A 16,484-nucleotide genomic window follows, 5' to 3' on the forward strand; every position below is an offset into this window, starting at 1 on the left:
GGAATATCAATGAATGACGACGACACCGCCCGAATGCCTTATCAATTGCCGTTCCCCAAGGATGCGCAAGAAGAGATCGTGATCCCGAACGCGATGAGCGAAGACGACAGGCTATGGGTTCCGCAGGCTGAAAACGTCTGGTTCCGGCCGCTCTGTCTGAACCGCTCGCAAGGCTATTGGATGAACCTTCTCAAAGTGCGCAAAGCTGGTGTTCTTTCACGGCACCGCCATCCGCAACCTGTCCACGGCTTTGTCTTGAAAGGGCGTTGGCATTACCTGGAACACGATTGGGTGGCGGAAGAAGGGGGTTATGTCTTTGAGCCGCCGGGTGAGACGCATACTTTGGTCGTCCCGGACGATGTCGAAGAGATGGTCACATATTTTCAGGTCAATGGCGTGATGTGCTATGTTGATCCGTGGGGCAAGGTTACTGGCTACGAAGATGTCTTTACCAAGATTGATCTGTGCCGAAAACACTTTGCGGAAGTAGGACTTGGAGAAGACTACGTTGAACAATTCATCCGGTGATGCGCCGCGTTTCGCGCTAGTGGCTCATGATGCGCGAAAGGACGAAATCGTTGAATGGGTGGGTCTACAACAGTCTCGCCTGTTCGGCGTGCAAATCTTTTCGACAGGGACAACCGGCGGTCGACTAAAAGAGGCCTTTCCAGAGCTGAATGTGACTTGCCTGAAAAGTGGACCGCTCGGGGGTGATCAACAGATCGGCGCTATGATCTGTGAAGAGAAACTGGATGCATTGATTTTCTTTGTCGACCCTTTGTCACCAATGCCGCACGATGTTGATGTTAAAGCTCTGACCCGCCTGGCGACGGTCTATAACCTGCCGATGGCTTGTTCGCGTTCAACTGCGGATCTGATCGTTAATGGATTGCTTGACGAGGCGACGAGCGGGTGTGTGTGATACGCGGTGCTTAGCGAAGGGTGATCAGCCACTCTTGAGAAGGTGCTCGGCCAAGTTGTCGAGGTTTTCAGCGCCCAACTGGCTCAAATTGGCCTCAATGTCTGCTTTCAGGATGTGAACGAGATGGTCGACCCCTCGCGCTCCAAACGCTGCGACAGCATATTGAAAGGCGCGTCCGACCATGACGAAATCTGCACCTTTCGCCAGGGCGCGCATGATGTCCAATCCCCAGGCGACGCCGGAATCGTAGATAAGTGGCATGTCTGTACCGACCGCTTCGCGAATAGTCGGCAATTGATCAATCACAGCGGGCCCGGCTTCGAATTGACGCCCGGAGTGGTTTGAAACCCAGATGCAGTCCACGCCCTCGGCCACCATTTTCTGCGCGTCCTCGGACCGCAGGACTCCCTTGACGATCAAGTTGCCCTCCCACTCCTGCCGCAGCTCGCGCAGGTACTCCCAATCCGGAATCCCACGGATCAAGGCACCCGCGTGGGTAAAGCTTTCGCGCCCGCGTGTCGGGACATAATCGTCAAAGAACCGCATGCGTGGCATGACACCTTCGCGCAGATGTGCGAGGCACCATGCGGGACGTGAAGCCATTTCTAACAGAGTGCGTAAGTCAGCTTTTGGAGGCACGGTCAGGTTGGCGCGACGTTGTCGTTCACGCCGGCTTTCCTCTGGTACGTCCACTGTGATGATCAGCGTGTGAAATCCAGCCGCCTTGATCCGCGGCAGCATTGCGCGGCGCAATTCACCGGAGTTCACCGGGTAATGCTGAAACCATCCATTGTGGCCAATGTGGGGCGCCACATCTTCCGGCGATGCTACTGCCACGCTGGACAACGAAAACGGAATGTTGTGAGCGACCGCCGCCTTTGCAAGCATCCGCTCTGCGCCCGCCCACATCAGGCCGGACATGCCCACAGGCGCTATTCCGAAAGGCAGATCATATGTTTTATCCATCAGTGTAGTCTGCAGATCGGCCTTTGTTCGGCCGCATAGAACACGCGGCATGAACCTGATGGAATCAAGTGCGTCACGGTTCACCTTTAACCCTAGTTCCCGGCCGGTCGCGCTGTCGAGATATTCGAAGGCAAACTTCGGGATGCGCTTTCGCGCGGTTTTCCGAAGGTCTTCTATCGACGGGTGGGATAGGTCCAGATCCATCCGGGTCCTCTGGTTTTGTTGTCTAACGTTTGAAGCGCCGCAGCCGGTCACCAAAGGGATGGCAAGGCTAGGGAAATTGCCGGCACATAGGTGATGAACATCAACAGTATCAGCATGCCGGCAAAGAATGGCAGGATTGCCCGGCTGAGGCTTTCGATGGAAACCTTTGAAATGCTGCTGGCCACGAACAGGTTTACGCCCAAAGGTGGCGTGCAGAATCCGATGGCCAGATTGACCGTCAGAATGACGCCAAAGACGATCGGTTCGACACCCAGCGCGGTTGCAACCGGCAACAGGATCGGCGTCATGATGATGATCGACGATATCGTCTCCATGAACATGCCGATCACCAGCAAAAGCAGATTGATCAACAACAGAATAATGATCGGATTGTCGGACAGGCTGGTGATCGTTGTGGCGAGTTCTGTCGGGATTCTTGCAAGCGTGATCAGTCTGCCAAAGGCGGTCGCCATGATCACCAATATCAGAATTGTGCCGCTCGTCTTTGCACTGCCCGCCAAAACCTCTGGCAGGTCCTTCAGGGTGATGTCGCCATAGACGACGATGCCGATGAAGGCGGCATAAACCACGGCCACCGCACCGGCTTCGGTCGGGGTGAAGATACCGCTGTAGATGCCGCCGAGGATGATTACAGGCACCAGAAGTGCCCAGATCGAAGACCGGAAGCTCTGCCAAACACCCGGGCCTGAGAACGTGGTTGTCGATTGCTGAACAACCTCATCCTTTCGCAGCAGGACACGGGCGACCAACATGAACATGAGGGCAAAGAGGATGCCGGGAACAACACCCGCAAGGAACAGCTTGCCGATCGAAACCTCAGCAGTAACGCCATAGATGATGAAGGGGATGCTTGGAGGGATCATCACGCCGATCATCCCCGAGGACGCCGTCAATGCGCCGCTGAATTTGCGCGTATAGCCGACCTTTTCCATCTCAGGGATCATGTTTGATCCGATGGCGGCGACGGTTGCAGGAGACGACCCGGATATGGCGGCAAAGAACACACAGGCGAGCACGTTCACATAAGCCAGCCCGCCCCGGATATGACCTATCAGTGCATTGGCGAACCCAACCAGACGGCGCGACATTCCACCGTGCTGCATCAGGTCGCCTGCCAGAATAAATAGAGGAACAGCTATCAGGGGAAACGAGTCCGCGCCTGTCACCACTGATCGTGCCAGCAAAACCATGGGTGGCGTGCCATCCACGAAGACCATTACGGTCATGGTCGCAAGACCTAGGCAAATGCCAATTGGTACGCTGAAGAGCAGAAGAGCGAAAAGCGTCAGGAAAAGCGTTGTTGCAAGCATGCCGGGTTCCTCACGCTTTGGTTCCTGCGATCAGACGCAGGGTTCGGATCAAATGTTGAGTGACGCGGATCGCGGATAAGCCTGCACCGACCGGCGCTGAGGCATACAGGATCGGGATTGGCAGCCCCAAAACAACTGAGGTTTGGCTGGCCACAAAGGGTTGCCGGATCAGCTTGATAGATTCAATTGTCAGAACGATCAGGAATCCAAGGACAAGAAGCGCGATCACAACATCCGCGTATAGCCTTGCCCGCTCGCTCAGGACATCGCGCAGGACTGTAATGCGCACATGATCGCCGGTGTGGAAGGCATAGCTGACGCCAAGCCAGACGAACCAGACAAACAGCCAAAGCGTTAGCTCTTCTCCCCATGAAAGAGAGGCATTCATGATGTAGCGCATGAACACGTTGCCAAAAATCAACACGACAATCGCGGCTAGTAGCGCACTGGCTAGGACCTTTTCCGCGTTCATATCGATCCATTTGATCACCGACATCGTTCACCTCCCCTTGAACGAAAGGGGCGCCCGAACCTGCTTGGCACGGGTGCCCGGATTGGCTGAGTAAACCGTGGGTCAGCTTCCGCTTGCTGCGGACACCGCCGCGACCCAAGCGTCGTAGGCTTCGGCGCCAACTTCGTCGCGATATTGAAGACGAACGCTTTCTGTTTTGTCGGCAAAGGCTTGTCTCTGCTCTGCAGTCAGCTCCAGAATCTCGACACCAGCGGCACGGATCTGTTCCAACTGCTCCGCATCTTCGCTGGCGACCAGTTCAGCCTGATAGTCACGTGCGGCAGCCATCGAGTCCCGGATTAGTTGCTGATGCTCCGCAGGCAGCGAGTCAAAAAATGGCTTGGAGACGACCGGCATGTAGACCGCAAAGACATGGCCCGTGGTCGAAAGGTATTTCTGCACTTCGTAAAAACGCTGCGAAGTAATGATCGCCAGGGGGTTTTCCTGCCCGTCGATCACGCCTTGCTGGAGGGCAGAATAAACCTCGCCAAAGTTCATCGGCGTTGGGTTGGCGCCGAGAGTTTCGAAGGTTGCCACATGTGCTGGAACTTTCATCGTGCGCAGCTTGACACCCTCGAGATCTGCGGGGGTTGCAACTGGGCGGACATTGTTGGTCACATTGCGTACTCCCAATTCAAGCCAGCCAAGACCGACCAATCCCTGGTTTTCGACACGTGCAAGCATGCCTTCACCGGCCTCACCATCAAGAACATCAAAGGCGATGTCTTTGGAAGCATACATGTAGGGAAGTTCGATCACTGCAAAGGCCGGATCCCAACCTGCGAAGAACGAAGACGGGGGAATGGCCATTTCAAGAACACCGGTTTGAACACCTTCGATCATCTCGCGGTCCGGGCCCATCTGCGACGAGGGGAATATCTGTACGTCGATCTCACCATTCGAGCCAGTTTCGACCAGTTCTTCAAATTTCAGTAGCGCGCGATGCATATGAAACGCTTCTGCTGCGCCGTGCCCAACCTTAATGACTGTTTCAGCGGATGCTGCAAAAGCAAGCCCGGCTGACATGACGACGCCAAGCGCCAATGTTGATTTCTTGAACAAGGTATCCTCCCACGGATTTGGTTATTTTATATCTATTATCTGAGATATCAGATATAATATAGAAATCAAGCGTACATGTGCTATTGTGTTAGAGAGACGAAATAGGACGAAGTGAAAATGACCGAGATTTTGCAGATTAAGCGACCGGATTCGTTGAGTAAAACTGCTGAAGAGCACATCCGAAAAGGCATTATCAATGGCACGTTTCAATTGGGTGAATCGTTGCCGGAAGTGAAGCTGTCAAATGCCATGGGCATCAGCAAAACTCCGATTCGCGAAGCGCTATCGGCTTTGAATCTTCAGGGGCTCGTTCAGATCTTTCCTCATCGAGGAGCTTTTGTATTCTCTCTTTCTCAAGAGGATGTGGTGCAGCTTTGCCAATACAGACTCATCCTCGAAGCTGCTGCTATGGAGCAGGCAGTCAAAGAAAATGGTAACGCTCTGCTTGATGAACTTGCAGATACTGTATCGAAGATGTCTGAAGCGCGGGAAGCAGATGAATTCGAGCAGTACTTGGAACTAGATGCAGAATTTCACCACGCCTTTTTCAGGTACTGCAAAAACAGCTATTTGAGTGATGGTTACCAAAAAGTCGGCGACATCGTCCAAACCATGCGGACTCATCTGTCCAAGCGTTCTGATCGAACGAAGAAGTCGTTCCAGGAGCATCAAGCGATCACGGCGCTTCTGAGCGAGGGTAAAGTAAAAGCTGCAAAGAACATCCTCAAACGACAAATCACTCGCGGCGAGCGTTCCTATTCCGATTTGGTGGGAGTCGATCAAAGATAGGTGCCTCACCTATAGAAGTCGCACTGAAGACTGGTGGATGCATTCCGACTACTCTGATCTGATGGCAAAACTTTGAGTCGCAAATGGTAAAACTTGTGCGTTTCAGAAAATCCAGTTGATTCAATATCAATGGCTTAGCTGTCGTTGGTGGCAGAACCATGCAATTTTCGGCTCACTTCCTTCATCCAGCACTAAGACCGATTTCATTGATCCTGATTTCCCATTTGGGAAAATCAGGGCTGATTTGCAGATCAGACAACGAAGGCGGCTGTTCCTGCTGATCTGCCAAGTGGCGAACGCGGATGGAGGCGAGGCAATGCTATTCGACAATAGTGGTGCGGCCCGCAGGCGCAGCCGAGGACACGGTGTTGTCTAATAGGGTAGCCCGAGGGGAAAGGCAGCGTCTTACCCCTGATGGCCAGAGGCGTTTGGCTTGTCCAAATCCCGCTGGCCCTAAAACAAGTGCGGCGGTGCGGGCTGCGCCGTTACTTTTTGCGCCAGAACAGGTTGTTTTTTGCGCAGTACAAAATGGTGGGAGTAGGACAAGCAGAGCCCGGATCTTGCCAGACCAAATCATGGTTCCTAGGATTATGCGCTTAGGGGGGCCATTGTGCGCAATAAGATATGAAATCAATCTGCGGTGGACTCATTGAGGCCTACTTGCCTGAAGCAATTTGGCCGAAACACTTTCTTTAAGGGTTTGATATGAAATCTATTTTATTGCAGCTAGAAGTCGTAATACCGGTCCATTGCAAGGCGTGGTCGAATGTTCCGGTGGCGCGTGGGCTGCAACTGACAATCTACACCAACGTGAGCAATGGTCCCTCGGCACGGATTGCTCGATAGTTCTGACGGCTTCCATCTCCAAATCCTATCAGATGAGAGATCAGGGGATGTCCATTCCATCAGAGCCCTTCTGCACCTAGTCGCTATCTACCCCAGAGCATCGGGTAAAGGACCAATCACTAAGCCGCCATTGCCCAGCACGCTCCGGTCTTTCTGTTAGACGGTTGCCCCTTTGATACGGATCGCAGAACCCAGTGTTCCGGCACACAGACCCACAACAATGGCGATCAGAAGTTCGGTCATTGCAACATTGGCAAAGTCCCAATGGGCAAACAGCAGCGTCCCAACAATGCCGATCAAACCGCCCATCATGGCCCCCAGCCAGAGGCGGCGCGTCATCATGCCAAGCGCAACGCCCAGAATGCCTGGAAGGCCGATGATGTTGCCGCCGATTGTTCCCAGAAGTTCCAGCATAACTTACCCCTTTTCAGTCCGACTGTGTGGTCAGGTATGACCGGATTTCTGCGCTGCCGTCTGCAACCTGTTGTTGCAAGTTACCTGCGGATTTATTAGCCAGCGCATCGGTGATTTTCTGGTATTCTTCCTGATAACCCTGCGGCAGGCTGTGTGCGATGCCTTGGTGGCAGTCGATGCAGGTCATGTTGTTGTCAATTGCCCGCTGATGTTCCGATGCAGCGCGTGCTTCTTGAATGGTGAAATCCATATAGTCAAAGTTATGGCAGTTGCGGCACTCGCGGCTGTCAGAGGCCTTCATCTTTTTCCAGACCGCCGAAGCCATACTTAGCCGATGCGCTTCGTATTTCTCAGGCGTGCTGATGGTTCCGGCAAGCTCGTGATAGACATCTTTAACAGCCATGATCTTGGCCTTGATCTTGTGGTTCCATTCATGTGGCACGTGGCAGTCAGAACAGATCGCGCGGACACCGGAGTGGTTGTTATAGTGGATCGTCTCGCGGTATTCACCCAGATTGGTTTCCATCGTGTGGCACGAGGTACAGAATTCCTCGGTATTGGTCAGTTCCAATGTCCAGTGGAACCCACCCCAGAACAGAATACCGGCCAGAAACCCGGCGAGGATCAGAAAGCCCGAGCTGAACATAACAGCCGGGGTCCAGATCGCGTTCCAGAGGCGGCGGATCCAACCGCGGTTTTCGGGGGAGTCTGCCATCTTGGTGCTCCTTTCAGACATGCGTTGGATTAGTTGCCGGACGAGGGTTCAAACACGTTGTCGACCAACGCAGGCGCATCTGCCTGAGGCACGTGGCACTGGTTGCAGAAATAACGGGTCCCGGCGATGTGATCCAACTCATTGCCGTCACGATCCAGATAATGGGTCATCGACAGGGTCGGCGCATTGCGTTCCCCGGCTTTGGTCCAGTCATGGCAGGACAGGCATTGATTGGTGCGCACGTCAATCTGGTATTGCTCGATCGAGTGGGGGACAAGCGGTGGTTGCTGGCGATAGTTGCGCTGCATCCGTCCTTCCACGTTCTTGTGAATCCGGTCCAACGGAATGGGTTCATCCACCTCGGCGCCACGCAGGGTTTGCACCGTCGCAGATTGCGCAAGGACGAACCCGCTCAGGAATATAACGGGGATCAGGGCGACGACACCTGTGAGGATTGGCTTGTTCATCTCGGCACTCCCTTAAATAGGTCTGGCTACGCGCGGTTCAGGCGCGGGAACTGGATCGGAAGGTGCGGCGACTTGGTCGTCGAACCGGTGAGTAAATTTGAAGACATCAACTGCACAGACATCGATACAGCGACCGCAGTTTGAGCAGTCGGTTGACAGGATCAGCGGCGTGGCACCCGGCTTGCCCTTCAGCGCGGGCGAAATGATGTGGTTTTCGGGGCAGACGGCGTAGCAATCCATGCAATCGTCACAGGCCGAGCGGTTAACCGCGCTGACCCGCAACAGGCTTTTGGTGCCGATCAGGCCATAAAACGCACCGACCGGGCATATGTGGCCGCACCAGCCGTGACGGGCGACAAGCACATCAAAGACAAAGATCGCAACGACCATGGCCCAGACAAAACCGGCCCCAAAGATCAGTCCGCGATGCAGCATGGTGATTGGGTTGATAATCTCCCATGCGATCACGCCGGTGAGACCCGAGACGATCAGCACGGTGGCCAATATCCACAACCGCGTGAGCCGTTTAGGTTGCCAACCTTTCGGCAAATCCAACCGCCTGTGCAACCAGTTGGCGGCGTCGGTCACTGGGTTGATCGGACAGACCCACGAGCAATAGACGCGGCCTCCGACCAGCGCATAGGCCACCACGACGATCAAGCCGCCAATAAAAGCGGTCATCGCCGGCCAATGCCCGGCGATGATGCTTTGCAATAGTATGAATGGGTCCGTCAGCGGCAGTACACCCAGGGTCTGCGATCCTGCCAAGGTACCTTTTACGACCCAGATGCCGAACCAGGGTCCCAACAGGAACAGGACCAGAAAGAACAGCTGACTGATACGGCGCAGTATCAGGTATTTATGCGCGCCGACCCAGCCTTTGACCGCCACGGCTTCTTGACCTATGGGCATATGTGTGCGGGTGGTCATTGTCCCACCCCTGGAAGATCATAGCCGGGTTCAAAACCACCCGGTGCGATCAGGTTGTCGACCCCCGGGCCGGGCAGGCGGTCGGGCAGGTCGATTATGCCTTCAACAACCGGCGCGCCCTTGGCATCTTTTTCTTCCCAACCTTTGCGGTAATGATCCGCGCTGCTGCCCCGCGCAAGACGTGCCGGCAATACCTTGATTGCGGCTTCTGGCAGTACACAGCTTTTTTCACACATGCCACAGCCGGTGCAGCGGTCGGCATTTACGGTTGGGATAAACATCGCATGGTGGCCCGAGCGGGCGTTATGCGCCGTTTCCAGCGTGATCGCTTCGTCTATCACGGGGCAGACACGGTAACAAACGTCACACCGCAATCCCAGGAAGTTCAGGCAGTTTTCCTGATCGACCAAAACCGCGACGCCCATTTTGGCATCGTCAATGTTATCCAACTTGGGATCTAGCGCACCGGTCGGGCAGGCGGCAACACAAGGAATATCGTCGCACATTTCACAAGGCACATCGCGAGCGGTAAAATATGGCGTGCCCGTCGCCCCGGCATCCGACCCAAGCTCGGCCAGTTTCAAGGTATCATAGGGGCAGTCTCGCACACACAGCCCGCAGCGAATGCAGGCCGACAAGAACTCCCGCTCTGGCAGCGCGCCGGGGGGGCGCAAAGCTTCGGCCGACAATGCACGGGCGTCGCGGGCCAGCCAGGCCAGCAGTGACCCTGCGACCACACAGCCGCCTGCCGCACGCGCCGTATCCTGAAGGAAAAGGCGACGTTTCGGCGAAAGAGGAGTCTTGGCGAGGGGCATGGGGATTACCTTTGCGATCCGTGCCGATTACGCGCGCTCGACCTTACAGGCGCATTTCTTGTAGTCGGTTTCCTTCGACAGCGGACAGGTTGCATCCAGCGTCAGCTTGTTGGTCAACTGGTGTTCATCAAACCACGGCATAAAGACCAAGCCGCGCGGCACCTTGTTGCGCCCGCGTGTCTCAACCCGACTGGTGACCTCGCCACGGCGGGTCGACAACACGATTTCCTGCCCGCGGCGCAGGCCGCGATCCTTGGCGTCTTGTGGATGCATATAGACAACTGCCGACGGGAAGGCCCGGTGCAGTTCCGGCACCCTGCGTGTCATCGAGCCTGAATGCCAATGTTCCAGCACGCGACCGGTCGACAGCCACAGATCATATTCTTCGTCCGGCTCTTCTGCGGCGGGTTCGTAGGGGGCAAAGATGATTTTTGCCTTGCCGTCCTTGTGACCGTAGAATTTAACATCCGCGCCTTCGGGCACATACGGATCGTACCCTTCGCGGAAGCGGTAAAGGGTTTCTTGCCCGTCTACGACCGGCCAGCGCAACCCACGCGCCTGGTGATAGGTTTCGAACGGCGCAAGGTCATGTGCGTGGCCACGGCCAAATTCGGCATATTCCTCAAACAGGCCTTTCTGAACGTAGAACCCAAAATGCTCGGATTCGTCGTTGTCAAAGCCTTCCGCAGTTTCGGCTAGGGGGTACTTATCCACCGATCCGTTGGCGTAAAGCACATCATACATCGTCTTGCCGCGGTGTTCGGGCATCTTGGCCAGCAGCTCTTCATCCCAAACCTCTTCAACGGTGAAGCGCTTCGAAAACTCCATCAATTGCCACAGGTCCGATTTTGCTTCACCTGGCGCTTTCACCTGCTGACGCCAGAACTGCGTACGGCGTTCCGCATTGCCATAGGCGCCTTCCTTTTCGACCCACATGGCGGTGGGCAGGATCAAATCGGCAGAGACAGCCGTGACCGTTGGATAAGGGTCAGAGACTGCGATGAAGTTTTCCGGGTTGCGATAGCCCGGGTAACCTTCCTCATTGATATTGGGTGCCGCTTGCATGTTGTTGTTGCACTGCACCCAATAGGCATTCAGTTCACCATCCTTCAGCTTCCGGTGCTGCAAGACAGCATGGAACCCGGGCTTAGGTGGAATAGTACCTGCCGGGATATTCCAGGCGGTTTCGCAAATCTGACGGTGTTCGTCATTTGCCACCACCATGTCAGCAGGCAGGCGGTGGGCGAACGTGCCCACCTCACGCGCGGTTCCACAGGCCGAGGGCTGACCGGTCAGCGAGAAAGGCGAGTTGCCGGGTTCTGAGATCTTACCAACCAGCAGGTGTACATTATACATCAGCGAATTCACCCACGATCCGCGGGTGTGCTGGTTGAAGCCCATGGTCCACAAGCTCATCACTTTGCGGTTCGGGTCTGCATATTGTTGCGCCAGCTTCCCAAGTTTATCGGCGGGCACGCCAGACAGTTCGGCTGTGTATTCCAACGTATAAGGCGCGACCGCCTCGGCGTATTCTTCAAAGCTGATCGTCTCGAGCTTGCCCGAGTTTGGGTTCTCTGCCTCTTGCTGCAGCGTGTTTGTATCGCGCAGACCATAACCGATATCGGTGGCGGTCTTGGTGATGTTGACGTGTTTGTTGACAAACTCTTCGTTCACCGCGCCGTTCTGAATGATGTAATTGGCGATGTAATTCAGGATCGCCAGATCGGTCTGCGGGTTAAACACTAGGCCATTATCGGCAAGCTCGAACGAGCGATGTTCGAATGTCGATAGAACATGCACTTCGCATCCCGGCTTGGTCAGGCGCGTGTCGGTCAGGCGCGACCACAGGATCGGGTGCATTTCGGCCATGTTCGATCCCCACAGCACGAAAGTATCCGCGTGTTCCAGGTCGTCATAGCAACCCATCGGCTCGTCAATTCCGAAGGTACGCATAAAGCCCACGACCGCGGACGCCATACAGTGCCGCGCGTTGGGGTCGATATTGTTGGACCGGAACCCGGCTTTCATCAATTTCGAAGCAGCATAGCCTTCCCAAACCGTCCACTGGCCTGACCCGAACATGCCGACACTGGTCGGGCCCTTCTTGGCCAGCGCCTCTTTCCATTTGGCAGCCATGACGTCAAAGGCTTCGTCCCAACTGACCGGCTCAAACTCACCGTTCTTGTCATATTCGCCGTTGGTCTTGCGCAGCAATGGGGTGGTCAGGCGATCCTTGCCATACATGATCTTGGACAGGAAATAGCCCTTGATGCAGTTCAGCCCGCGATTGACCGGCGCGTCAGGGTCACCCTGAGTGGCGACAACACGCCCGTCCTTGGTACCTACCAGCACAGAACAGCCGGTGCCACAGAACCGGCAGGCGGCCTTGTCCCAGCGAATGTCAGGAGTGCCCACCTGCGCGGCGGCCTGACCAGTGGCCAGAGGAATACCTGCGGCAGAGGCCGTCGCTGCGGCCGCTGAGGCCTTGAGGAATGTCCGACGAGTTTCTGATATGGTCATAGCGTGGGCCTCCGGCTGGTGGTTTGGCTTGGGGCATCGGGATGCGGATGGCTGTCCGCAGTGTCCTCGAAATGGTGGTACGTTAACGTCAGAGAAATCACCCCGGGGATCTGGTGCAGGTCCATGATGATCTCGGACGCAAGGCGTGTCGGCGTGTCTTCGACAACAATTACGAAACGGCCGTCTTCGGCCTCGGCGTGAATTTCGACACCGACCGTGCCTTTCATTGCCTCGGACGCCGCCAGTGCCTGCGCTGGTGCGATATGTAAAAGGCATCCGCAGATATTCATTGGCTGACTTCCGTTTGAGATATGGTTTTGCGTTTCAATGTGACGGCATCGACCGGGCATGACACCATACACGACCCACAGCCAGTGCAGGCGTCGAGGTCTAAAGATGGATCCGCGCGGCCACCCATTTGCAGCCTGAAGCTGATGGCGTTCTGATCGCAATTATCCTGACACACTCGGCAGCTGACACCGTTGACAGACAGGCAGGACGCAGCTTCGACCGACGCGCGCCACGGCCAATCTTGCAGGCGTTCTATGTCCAGGGCATCCGTGGGACAGGATTGAGCGCAACTCCCACAAAAAGTGCAGGGACCCTCGGTGGGTTGAAACACCGGATACCCATCCTGACCAATGGCAATCACACTTTCGGGGCAAGCTTCGACACAGTCGCCACATTTACTGCATTGATCTGCAAAACCAGGCACAACCGAACCCGGAGGTCGAACAAGATTACTGTCCTCCCGGAATGCGGTGACGCCCAAAAACGCGCGTCGGCTGGTCAGTTGGCTCATATCGCTTTGACCTGGCTACCTCTGATTCCTTTTCTGAGTTTACTGCATAATCGTTCTGAGGCTGGTACATTTTGATCCAGATCATTATTTGAGCGCATCGTTCTTAAACGTTTTGAGCTATTTGACGTCTGGAATGCCACCATCCGTACTGCTTGAAACCAGATGAGCGATGACACAACAAAGTCAAACCGCCATCTGTCTCAAACCATCTGATGACATATAGCCGTCTATTGCCAACCGTTGCCGCGTCGACATGAGATTGGGCCGTAGATCATGTCGTCGCGCAACTTCATTGACCTCACACTCAGGACTGACGACTTGGCCACAACACGACCCTTGAACGGTGCTGAAAGTGTAGACGCCCCGGCTGGCCTCGGTGTGCCATTGTGGGTTTGCAAACATCCTGAATGGAGGCGTCACTGGAAGAGATTGGCCTGAATTTGGCGAAGAATGTGTTCCAGGTGCACGGAGCGGCTAGAACAGGTCACCCGGTTCTTCAGAAGAAACTTCGCATGGGCCAGGTCCTCGAGTACTTTGCCAAATTCCCGCGTAGCGTGGTTGCAATGGGGGCCTGCGCCAGTGCGCATTATAGGGGGCGCGAGATCGGCCGTTTGGGTCACGAAGTCAGGCTGATCCATCCGGCCCTTGTTTCAGGCTGGGCGAAGCGCGCGAATGGCGGGTAGGTTTGGTGTTTCCATGACTGTTCCTCCGAACCGCCATTCCATCCCACTTCAACAACCCGACGTTGACCGGTGCAGCATATCACTGGATGCTGCATCGCATCCGACGTCGAGTTTGAGCCCAAAATGATCCATGCCGCGATAGCCAAGAATGTCATCTAAGCGCAGCTATGCCGACTTTGCTAAAGTGCATACATGGCTCACGATAGACATTCGCCAATTCAATCCGCAATTTCTCCAAAGCTTCCGTTCTCAATGTTGAGCCCAACAATCGAGGCTATGACTTATCGAGGCATTTTCAGACCAACTTCGGCAGCCACACTCCTACTTGCATCATCGTGACAAAGCCGAGAGCTGAGTATTCCCACAAATGGAAAATTGATGTTATATAGAGAAATAGGAATATTAATTCTTGAGATGTAAGTCACCGGCACCACCGGGCGATCTTGAGTTGGGAGGTCAATATGCTTCGAGCTTTTGTTTATTCTATCTCACTGGGGCTGGCATCATCGACGGTCTTTGCCGACGCTGTTCCTAGCGAAGAAGCGGCGGAAGGCTTGTTCTCAAAGCAGCCTTATTCTCCATATGCGAACCGGACTTTCCCTGAGCGCCCGCTGTGGGGAGACTCGCATCTTCACACCGGACTTTCGCTGGATGCAGGTGCTTTCGGGAACACACTGTTACCTGATGAAGCTTGGCGCTTTGCAAAAGGTGAGCAGGTCATTTCATCCACGGGTCAACCAGTAAGACTGGCCCGGCCTCTCGACTGGATGGTTCTCACGGATCACACTGACCTGATGGGATTTGCCCCGGACCTTCAGGCTGGTAAGCCGGGCGTCCTTGCGGATTCAAAAGGATTGGAATGGTACGAAGGTTACAAGGCAGGTGGCGAAGAGGCCGGCAAAGCGGCGTTCGACATCATCACCAACTTTTCGCAAATGACCCTGCCAGAAGTTCTTCTGGAATCTTACAGCCCGGGTGCTGACGCTTTTGCTTTTACTTGGGAGCAAATCGTTCTGGCTGCGGAAGAACATAACGACCCCGGCAATTTCACGGCGTTCATCGGATTCGAATGGACCTCTGTACCCAAGGGTTTCAATCTGCATCGAAACGTCATGCTGCGTGATGGGCCGATCAGGGCGCTTCAGATGGTGCCGCCGGTCACGCAACCACCCTTTGGTGATACCGACCCAAAGGCGCTATATGCATGGCTGGAAGACTATCAAGAAAAAACGGGCGGTCGGGCGGTAGCTTTCGCCCATAACGGCAACCTTTCGAACGGGTGGATGTTCCCGACAAAAGACACCTATCACGGTGGCAAGGTCGACGAGGAATATGTGGCCGCCCGCGCCAAATGGGAACCCCACTACGAAGTCACTCAGATCAAGGGCGACGGTGAAGCGCACCCCTTCCTGAGTCCGGATGATGAATTCGCGGATTACGAAAACTGGGACGTCGGCAACCTCGACATAACCGAGCTGAAAACCGATGACATGCTGGCTGGAGAATACGCCCGAGAAGCTTTGAAGCGCGGTTTGTTGTTAGAAGAAAAGTTCGGCGTTAACCCATATAAGTTCGGCATGGGCGGAGCAACGGACAGCCATACGTCTCTGGCAACTGCCGAAGAAGACAACTTCTTTGGAAAATCCGTCAGCGTTGAACCATCGGCCACGAGAATAAAGCATCCTTTCATCGCCAATGACCTTGGCGAAATTCCTGGCGACCTTCTTGTCGCATCGGGATACACGGCAGTTTGGGCGACCGATAATACTCGCGCTGCAATCTTCGATGCGTTCAAGCGACGCGAAACCTATGCAACCACCGGACCTCGGATCGGCCTGCGGTTCTTTGGCGGTTGGGGTTTCAGTGACGCGGATGTTGAAACACGCTTCCTTGCAGATGTGGGCTACACCAAAGGTGTTCCGATGGGCTCGGATCTGCGACCTCGCGAGGGTGAAGGTGCGCCCGCATTCCTGATCGCTGCACTACGCGACCCGGTTGGTGCCAATCTGGATCGCGTGCAGGTGGTAAAGGGTTGGCTGGATTCTGAAGGGGCCTTGCAGGAAAAGGTTTACGATGTGGCGTGGTCGGACAACCGTGTTGCTGACCAAAACGGCAAGATCCCTGCGGTTGGAAACACAGTTGATGTTGAAACCGCCAGTTGGACCAACACGATTGGAACTGCCGAACTTGTAACCGTTTGGTCTGATCCTGAATTCGATCCAAATGCACGCGCATTTTATTACGTACGTGCGATCGAAATTCCAACACCGCGTTGGATCCTTTACGATAAGCTGAGATTTGGCGCCGAATTGCCCGAAGACGCGGTGCTCACACATCAGGAACGCGCTTACTCTTCCCCGATTTGGTATACACCGACAGAGTAACACTGCCGATCACGGCGTTGGCAACCGAGGTAGAAGCCTTTACCTCGGCCCATTCACCAGACGATTGATTTGTGCGTAGCGTTGATTTTCTTGCAATGCTCAATCGACTGATGTCAGCATCGA

At 55.0% G+C, this 16,484-nt stretch carries 16 protein-coding genes and 1 pseudogene; 5 read left to right on the plus strand and 12 right to left on the minus strand.

Annotated features, from left to right (window positions below; all coding sequences use genetic code 11):
• Positions 1–9: 9 nt before the first annotated feature.
• Both AC2FH0_RS07570 and AC2FH0_RS07575 read left to right on the plus strand, forming a co-directional pair.
• Positions 10–528, plus strand: coding sequence for a 2,4'-dihydroxyacetophenone dioxygenase family protein (locus tag AC2FH0_RS07570; protein WP_050606110.1), 519 nt, complete (start codon positions 10–12; stop codon positions 526–528).
• On the plus strand, positions 509–922 hold the full coding sequence (locus AC2FH0_RS07575; protein ID WP_496691451.1) for a methylglyoxal synthase: 414 nt from the start codon (positions 509–511) through the stop codon (positions 920–922). Before AC2FH0_RS07570 ends, AC2FH0_RS07575 begins: the two co-directional genes overlap by 20 nt.
• A gap of 24 nt (positions 923–946) precedes the next feature.
• Here AC2FH0_RS07575 and AC2FH0_RS07580 read toward each other — a convergent pair whose 3' ends face one another.
• The 4 genes from AC2FH0_RS07580 to AC2FH0_RS07595 form a co-directional block, all read right to left on the minus strand.
• The gene (locus AC2FH0_RS07580) at positions 947–2,092 is read right to left on the minus strand and encodes an alpha-hydroxy acid oxidase (protein ID WP_496788984.1); all 1,146 of its coding nucleotides are present in this window, start codon (positions 2,090–2,092) and stop codon (positions 947–949) included.
• Positions 2,093–2,139: 47 nt separating this feature from the next.
• On the minus strand, positions 2,140–3,423 hold the full coding sequence (locus tag AC2FH0_RS07585; protein WP_496788985.1) for a TRAP transporter large permease: 1,284 nt from the start codon (positions 3,421–3,423) through the stop codon (positions 2,140–2,142).
• Positions 3,424–3,433: 10 nt separating this feature from the next.
• The gene (locus AC2FH0_RS07590) at positions 3,434–3,919 is read right to left on the minus strand and encodes a TRAP transporter small permease (RefSeq protein WP_496691454.1); all 486 of its coding nucleotides are present in this window, start codon (positions 3,917–3,919) and stop codon (positions 3,434–3,436) included.
• A gap of 78 nt (positions 3,920–3,997) precedes the next feature.
• Positions 3,998–4,996, minus strand: coding sequence for a TRAP transporter substrate-binding protein (locus AC2FH0_RS07595; RefSeq protein ID WP_496788986.1), 999 nt, complete (start codon positions 4,994–4,996; stop codon positions 3,998–4,000).
• A gap of 117 nt (positions 4,997–5,113) precedes the next feature.
• Here AC2FH0_RS07595 and AC2FH0_RS07600 point away from each other — a divergent pair, with 117 nt between their 5' ends.
• Complete coding sequence (locus AC2FH0_RS07600; protein WP_496691456.1) at positions 5,114–5,785, plus strand: GntR family transcriptional regulator; 672 nt, start codon at positions 5,114–5,116, stop codon at positions 5,783–5,785.
• A gap of 1,002 nt (positions 5,786–6,787) precedes the next feature.
• Here AC2FH0_RS07600 and AC2FH0_RS07605 read toward each other — a convergent pair.
• Genes AC2FH0_RS07605 through napF form a run of 8 tightly spaced genes read right to left on the minus strand, consistent with a single transcriptional unit; the run spans position 6,788 to position 13,294 of the window.
• Positions 6,788–7,045 (minus strand): hypothetical protein, encoded by a 258-nt coding sequence (locus AC2FH0_RS07605; RefSeq protein ID WP_496788988.1) that lies wholly within the window; start codon positions 7,043–7,045, stop codon positions 6,788–6,790.
• 13 nt (positions 7,046–7,058) lie between these two features.
• On the minus strand, positions 7,059–7,760 hold the full coding sequence (locus tag AC2FH0_RS07610) for a NapC/NirT family cytochrome c (protein ID WP_185956761.1): 702 nt from the start codon (positions 7,758–7,760) through the stop codon (positions 7,059–7,061).
• A 29-nt stretch (positions 7,761–7,789) separates the two neighbouring features.
• Positions 7,790–8,227 (minus strand): nitrate reductase cytochrome c-type subunit, encoded by a 438-nt coding sequence (locus tag AC2FH0_RS07615; RefSeq protein ID WP_185956760.1) that lies wholly within the window; start codon positions 8,225–8,227, stop codon positions 7,790–7,792.
• A 12-nt stretch (positions 8,228–8,239) separates the two neighbouring features.
• On the minus strand, positions 8,240–9,157 hold the full coding sequence (napH, locus tag AC2FH0_RS07620; protein WP_496788989.1) for a quinol dehydrogenase ferredoxin subunit NapH: 918 nt from the start codon (positions 9,155–9,157) through the stop codon (positions 8,240–8,242).
• Positions 9,154–9,972, minus strand: a complete 819-nt coding sequence (gene napG / locus AC2FH0_RS07625; protein WP_496788990.1) for a ferredoxin-type protein NapG — start codon at positions 9,970–9,972, stop codon at positions 9,154–9,156. Before napG ends, napH begins: the two co-directional genes overlap by 4 nt.
• 27 nt (positions 9,973–9,999) lie before the next feature.
• The gene (gene napA / locus AC2FH0_RS07630; protein WP_496788991.1) at positions 10,000–12,492 is read right to left on the minus strand and encodes a nitrate reductase catalytic subunit NapA; all 2,493 of its coding nucleotides are present in this window, start codon (positions 12,490–12,492) and stop codon (positions 10,000–10,002) included.
• Positions 12,489–12,782 (minus strand): chaperone NapD, encoded by a 294-nt coding sequence (locus tag AC2FH0_RS07635; protein WP_282027935.1) that lies wholly within the window; start codon positions 12,780–12,782, stop codon positions 12,489–12,491. The genes napA and AC2FH0_RS07635 overlap by 4 nt, the downstream gene beginning before the upstream one ends.
• Complete coding sequence (gene napF, locus AC2FH0_RS07640) at positions 12,779–13,294, minus strand: ferredoxin-type protein NapF (RefSeq protein WP_496702283.1); 516 nt, start codon at positions 13,292–13,294, stop codon at positions 12,779–12,781. The genes AC2FH0_RS07635 and napF overlap by 4 nt, the downstream gene beginning before the upstream one ends.
• A gap of 407 nt (positions 13,295–13,701) precedes the next feature.
• Between napF and AC2FH0_RS07645 the strand changes: the two are divergent.
• A pseudogene (locus tag AC2FH0_RS07645) lies at positions 13,702–13,962 on the plus strand (IS110 family transposase); the annotation flags it as partial.
• Between the two features lie 476 nt (positions 13,963–14,438).
• On the plus strand, positions 14,439–16,361 hold the full coding sequence (locus AC2FH0_RS07650; protein ID WP_496788993.1) for a DUF3604 domain-containing protein: 1,923 nt from the start codon (positions 14,439–14,441) through the stop codon (positions 16,359–16,361).
• Positions 16,362–16,484: the final 123 nt, after the last annotated feature.

It is taken from the genome of Ruegeria sp. CDSC051 (assembly GCF_059610665.1).